The following is a 6,002-nucleotide window of genomic DNA, read 5'->3' on the forward strand; positions in this document are numbered from 1 at the left end:
TGCACAGCTGTCAGAAAGCAATTTTAACACGTTCTAAGGCGGGTTCCGGATACTCTCTGAGAAATGGAAAATAAGTTGGTTGAAATGGTAGTGCAAAGGTGGGAAAATGGTCGGATAAAGGCGGTGAAGTATGACTAAAATTAAGATTTGCGGATTGAAGAGGCAGGAAGATATCGGTATGGTAAATGACCTGGTTCCGGATTATATCGGTTTCGTATTTGCAAAGAGCAGCAGGCAGGTAACGGCGGTGCAGGCTGGGGAGCTGAAAAAATTGCTTCTTCCGTCAATCAAAGCAGTCGGCGTGTTTGTAAATGAGGAACAGCAGAAAATCGTACAGCTATGTGAAATGGGAATTATTGATCTGGTACAGCTGCATGGGGATGAAACCCAGGTGTATATTCAAGAATTGAAAAATCGTATTTCCTGTCCTGTGATTAAGGCAGTTCGGGTGCAGAGTGGTGAGCAGATCAGGAATGCAGAAGAGCTGCCCTGTGATTATCTGCTTCTGGATACTTATACGAAGGGACAGTACGGAGGAAGCGGGCAGGTATTTGACCGTTCCCTGATTCCACAGCTTAAGAAACCATTTTTCCTGGCGGGCGGACTGACAGCAGATAATGCAGCGGCTTCTATCTCGGAATGCAAAAAGTGTGCACCATATGCCGTAGATGTCAGCAGTGCAGTTGAAACGGCTGGGATAAAGGACAGACAGAAGATCGCAGAATTTATCTTACGTGTCAGAGGTCTGAAATAAGTATAACCGGCAAGGCAGCCGCAGGAGTGAAATCAAATAAGAGTAATCAGAAAAGAGGTAGAATTATGAGCAAAGGAAGATTTGGGGAATATGGCGGACAGTATATTCCGGAAACACTGATGAATGCAGTATATGAATTAGAAGCAGCATATGATAAATACAGCAAGGATCCGGAATTTATTGCAGAATTGGATGATTTATATAGAAATTATGCCGGAAGGCCATCACTGTTATATTATGCAGAGAAGATGACAGAGGATCTGGGAGGCGCTAAGATTTACTTAAAAAGAGAGGATCTGAATCATACCGGTTCCCATAAGATTAATAATGTACTGGGGCAGGTGCTGCTGGCTAAGAAAATGGGAAAGACCCGTGTTATTGCAGAGACAGGAGCGGGGCAGCATGGTGTGGCAACGGCAACAGCGGCGGCTTTAATGGGCATGGAATGCGAGATTTTCATGGGAAAAGAAGATACAGACCGTCAGGCGCTGAATGTATTCCGTATGGAGCTGTTAGGCGCCAAGGTTCATTCTGTTACCAGCGGAACTCAGACGCTTAAGGACGCCGTCAATGAAACAATGAGAGAGTGGACGAGCCGCTGCGATGACACGCTCTATGTTTTAGGTTCTGTTATGGGACCACATCCATTTCCTACCATCGTGCGTGATTTCCAGAGAATTATCAGCAAGGAAATCAAAGAACAGATACAATTAGCAGAAGGAAGACTTCCGGATGCCGTAATTGCCTGTGTAGGCGGCGGAAGCAATGCAATGGGTGCATTTTATGAGTTTATAGAGGATACCCAAGTGCAGTTGATCGGATGCGAGGCAGCAGGACTGGGCGTAGATACGGAAAAACATGCAGCTACCATTGCCAGGGGAAGCGAAGGCGTATTCCATGGAATGAAATCCCTCTTCTGCCAGGATGAGTATGGTCAGATTGCTCCGGTATATTCTATTTCAGCAGGTCTGGATTATCCGGGAATAGGACCGGAACATGCCCATCTTGCTGAAATTAAGAGAGCACAGTATGTACCTGTTACGGATACCGAGGCAGTGGAGGCATTTGAATATCTTTCCAGAAAAGAAGGGATTATTCCGGCAATTGAAAGCGCCCATGCAGTCGCATATGCCAGAAAACTGGCGCCTGCCATGGATAAAGATAAAATTATTGTAATTAACATTTCAGGACGCGGAGATAAAGACGTTGCGGCGATCGCAAGATACAGAGGAGTGAATATCTATGAGTAATATTAGAAAAGCATTTGAAAATGGAAAAGCATTTATTCCTTTCGTTACGGGAGGAGATCCCACATTAGATGTAACAGAACAGTTATTGTATGCCATGCAGGATGCAGGGGCAGATCTGATAGAAATCGGAATCCCTTTTTCAGACCCCATTGCAGAAGGGATTGTAATCCAGGAAGCAAATGAGCGGGCACTGGAGGCTGGCTGTACCACCGACAAATTATTTGATATGATTTTTCGTGCCAGACAGAAGGTTACCGTTCCTATGGTATTCCTTACTTATGTAAATCCTATTTATACTTATGGGAAAGAGAAATTTATGAAACGCTGTGTAGAATGCGGAATGGATGGGATTATTGTACCGGATCTGCCTTATGAAGAGAAAGAGGAGCTTTCCGGTGTATGCGAACAGTATGATGTAGACCTTATTTCCCTCATAGCCCCCACTTCTCATGAGCGGATTCGGATGATTGCAAAAGAAGCAAAAGGCTTTGTGTATTGTGTATCTTCTCTTGGGGTTACCGGAGTCAGAAGCGAGATTAAGACGAATATTGCCGAGATGACAAAAATGGTAAAAGAAGAGACAGATGTCCCTTGTGCAGTAGGATTTGGTATCTCCACGCCGGAACAGGCAGCTGCAATGGCGAGAGTGTCAGACGGCGCAATTGTGGGTTCCGCTATTGTGAAACTGGTTGCAAAGCATGGAGAAAACGCGGTATCGGCTGTTGCACAATATGTCCGGGAAATGAAAGAAGCGGTTACCCGGTGATGCCCATCACAACCACCATCCCGGTCATAATAATCAGACTCACAATAACAGAAATAGAATTTGCAAAGCTGGAGAGGGACCCGTCGCCATGACATTTTTCCGTAAATGCCGGAGCAAGTGATCCGATGGGGGCAAATGCCACAACGGCCAGGATCTGTCGGATTTCCAGAGAAAATGGGGTGCACCAGTATAAAAACAGGGAAAAGCAGGTACTAAATAAAAGTCTTACTGCCACCACAAGGATCGTATCTTTTATGTATAATGGATTGCGGACCGGTTTGAACATCAGCCCAAGCATTAACATGGCTAAGAAACTGTTAGCGGATGCAAAGGGACTTACAAAAGTGATTACCCCATCCGGTATCCGGATATTGAAGATTGCCAGCAGAAGCATCAGCATATAGGTATCAAAGGGAATGGAAGATGCAAGTTTCTTTATTATAGAAGAAATGCTCGTTTTTTCTCCCGGATTGGTGTGAAGCAGGGAGGAAGTAACGGCATAGGATCCCCCGGTCATAATCATGGAGTTCCCGGTATCAAACAGGCAGGTTACAACAGTTCCGGCAGGACCGAAAAAACTCTGGACTACCGGCAGTGCAAAACAGCCGATATTATAACCGGAGGAGTTGATCATCGTAAATACACGGCGTTCTTTAGACATTCTTTTGGATAAGAGGAAAGTGATGAGCAATGGCAGAAAACTGCACATAAAGCCCAGTACAATGATTAAAAACAGGGAAGTATCACGCTGGAAGCCTCCGAAGCCGTTAATAACAGCAGCGGGGAGTGTAATGTTCAGCACAATTTTCGTAATGAGGGGATAATCCGTTTCTTTAAAAAACCCAAAACGTTTTAAGAGGTACCCGCCGAAAATTATAAGAAGAAAAGCTAGTGGTTTCAATAAAAAATTCATATGTCACCTCAGTTTAAAACCCACTTAAAAAGGGCTTTTATTTTCATTCAGTATAGCATTTTTAAAAGGTGGTGAAAAGGGAAATTTTTGCTGCTTGTATTTTGACGGTTTCTTATCTATAATGGGATTAAAGTATAATATGAAGCGGCTACATATGTTCATCCAAAAGGATGGCGTAATGTTTAGAGGGATTACTATGAATGATCATATAAAAACAGAGGTAAAACAATTTGCCCATTGGATTTTGGAGAAGCATTATGTTGAAAATGATGAAGATGCCGTAACAGCAGTATTTGCTCCGGATATCACCTGGATTGGAGCCGGGGAGGAACAGCATCGGGAGTCCGGGGAAGAGACCGCAAAATATTTTCAGATGTTTAAAGGAAAGATTCCGCCATGTCATATATGGGACGAAGAATTTGAAGTGACGGAACTTGGAACCGGGATGTATTTATGCAGTGGATTATTCTGGGTTGCTGCCAACGAAGAGACTGGTCTGTGCATTGAAGAACATCAGCGTATTACATTTATATTCCGAAGGAAAGCTGACACCTTTGAATGTGTTCATATTCATAATTCAAACCCATATCAAAAAATGGAAGCGGGAGATCTTTTTCCAAATGATGAGGGACGTAAGGCATACTCTTACCTGGAAAAGAAAATGGAAGAGGTTGAAGAAGAGCTGAAGAAAAAGGAGCTGGAATTTCAGAAGGCTGTTCAGGTACAAAAGCAGACTTATGATGAGTATATGCAGAAAAACCATCAGATACAGGTTATCCTGGATGCGATACAGGGCGGGCTGAAAATCAGTATCGATGATAATATGTATACATATGCCTATCTAAGCGATGAATTGTGCAGTATGTTTGGCTATACCAGGGATGAGTTTATGGAAGTGACCAAAGGCAGCGCCGTAGGTGCTGTGTATCCGGAGGATCTCCCAAGGGTTTTAAAAGAGTGTGAAGAGGCATTTCGGGATGGCAGTATGGATTATGCCATTAAATACAGGATAGCTTGCAGGGACGGATCTTTGAAATGGATCATTGACAGTGGTAAGAAGGTCAGAAATGAAGATGGAGAAGTTATTATCAACAGCATTTATCTGGATGTTACGGAAATGGAAGAAGCAAATCAGAAAATGGCATCTCAGAAAGAACTCTTAGACAGCATTTACGATTCTATGATGTGCGGAATTCTACGGTACCAATTGGAGGACGGGGAGTTCTCTGCTTTGACACTGAATCACGAAGCACTTCGGATTCTGGGGTATGAGTCAGAAGATGAGTGCTATAAACTGGGTGTGAATGAATTTTATAACAGAATTTATGAAGAGGATCGCCAGGTTATCATTGATAAGATCAATAAATTAAAAAACCCGGGTGACCGCTTTCAATTTGAATACAGGATTCTGGGACCCTCGTCTGATATTCTTTGGGTATATGGAACGACAGAGCTGATGATGTCTAGTAGCGGCGGAAATATCATTCAGCGCGTTATGGTGGATATAACGGAAAAGAAGAAACTGGAACTGGAATTGGAAGAAGAACACCAGAGGTTTCGCATTGCCATTGAGAGTTCCCCGGCAGTTATTTTTGAATATGATGTCCGCGAGGACCAGTATCGGTCTTATGGTACCCTGTCTGAGACAAAGGGAAAAAATGATACAGAAGAAATCGTACCTGATTTTCTCAAAAAGGAGCTGTACTCTTTAGCCGGGGAAAAGGATGCGGCATATTTACGGGATTTTATGCTGGGCAGGGCAGGGAAAGAAATAGATATTAAATTGGCACCTCATGTGGGCAGTTCCCATACTGTGTGGTCCCGGATATCCGGCACAACGATCTATGATGATGAAGGAAATATGGTTAAAATGATCGGTAAAATGCGCAACATCCAGTCAGAGAAAGAAAAGGAATTCGCGCTGGAGGAGGCGAAATACAGGGACGGGCTGACTGGTTTGTATACAAAGGAAGCGGGTATCCGCCTGGCGCGGGAGTACATGGAGCAGAAAAGCCCGGATGAAATCTGCGGGCTAATGCTCCTGGATATGGATGATTTCCAGAAGGTAAATGATGAAGAAGGCAGCGTATTTGCAGACGCTATTTTGCAGGAAGTGGCGGTGATCCTTAAGTCTGAAACAAAGGAAGATGATATACTGATCCGTTTGGGCGGCGATGAATTCATGCTTTTTTTAAAAGGCTGTACAAAAGGAAGAGCAACTATACTGGGGCCTAAGATCGCTGCGATGGTACAGAATCTGGTGGTTTCAGGGCAAAGCAAGGTGCGGGTTTCGGTTACCATCGGGATGTGTGTTACCGA

The 6,002-nt window shown here is 43.9% G+C and carries 5 protein-coding genes; 4 read left to right on the top strand and 1 reads right to left on the bottom strand.

What is annotated here, in order from left to right; all coding sequences use genetic code 11:
- The first annotated feature begins 130 nt into the window (after positions 1-130).
- The 3 genes from RHS_RS24565 (at position 131) to trpA (ending at position 2,770) form a co-directional block, all read left to right on the top strand.
- On the top strand, positions 131-754 hold the full coding sequence (locus RHS_RS24565) for a phosphoribosylanthranilate isomerase (RefSeq protein ID WP_047834652.1): 624 nt from the start codon (positions 131-133) through the stop codon (positions 752-754).
- Positions 755-819: 65 nt separating this feature from the next.
- Positions 820-2,004: a tryptophan synthase subunit beta gene (gene trpB, locus RHS_RS24570; protein ID WP_047834653.1), complete on the top strand. Its 1,185-nt coding sequence runs from the start codon at positions 820-822 to the stop codon at positions 2,002-2,004.
- Positions 1,997-2,770 carry a tryptophan synthase subunit alpha gene (gene trpA / locus RHS_RS24575; protein ID WP_047834654.1) on the top strand — a complete coding sequence of 258 codons (774 nt, stop codon included), beginning with the start codon at positions 1,997-1,999 and terminating at the stop codon, positions 2,768-2,770. Before trpB ends, trpA begins: the two co-directional genes overlap by 8 nt.
- Here the strand turns inward: trpA and RHS_RS24580 are convergent.
- Positions 2,760-3,683: an AEC family transporter gene (locus RHS_RS24580; RefSeq protein ID WP_047834655.1), complete on the bottom strand. Its 924-nt coding sequence runs from the start codon at positions 3,681-3,683 to the stop codon at positions 2,760-2,762. The two genes, trpA and RHS_RS24580, sit on opposite strands and share 11 nt — an antisense overlap.
- Before the next feature lie 196 nt (positions 3,684-3,879).
- Between RHS_RS24580 and RHS_RS24585 the strand changes: the two genes are divergently transcribed.
- A partial coding sequence (locus RHS_RS24585) for a PAS domain-containing protein (protein ID WP_395023515.1) occupies positions 3,880-6,002 on the top strand: 2,123 nt, incomplete at its 3' end.

Origin of the sequence: Robinsoniella sp. RHS, assembly GCF_001029355.1 — a bacterium.
Taxonomy (GTDB): domain Bacteria; phylum Bacillota; class Clostridia; order Lachnospirales; family Lachnospiraceae; genus Robinsoniella; species Robinsoniella peoriensis.

Coding starts and splice junctions, on each gene's coding strand:
- RHS_RS24565 (WP_047834652.1), top strand. CDS start 131: ATGACTAAAATTAAGATTTGCGGATTGAAGAGGCAGGAAGATATCGGT.
- trpB (WP_047834653.1), top strand. CDS start 820: ATGAGCAAAGGAAGATTTGGGGAATATGGCGGACAGTATATTCCGGAA.
- trpA (WP_047834654.1), top strand. CDS start 1,997: ATGAGTAATATTAGAAAAGCATTTGAAAATGGAAAAGCATTTATTCCT.
- RHS_RS24580 (WP_047834655.1), bottom strand. CDS start 3,683: ATGAATTTTTTATTGAAACCACTAGCTTTTCTTCTTATAATTTTCGGC.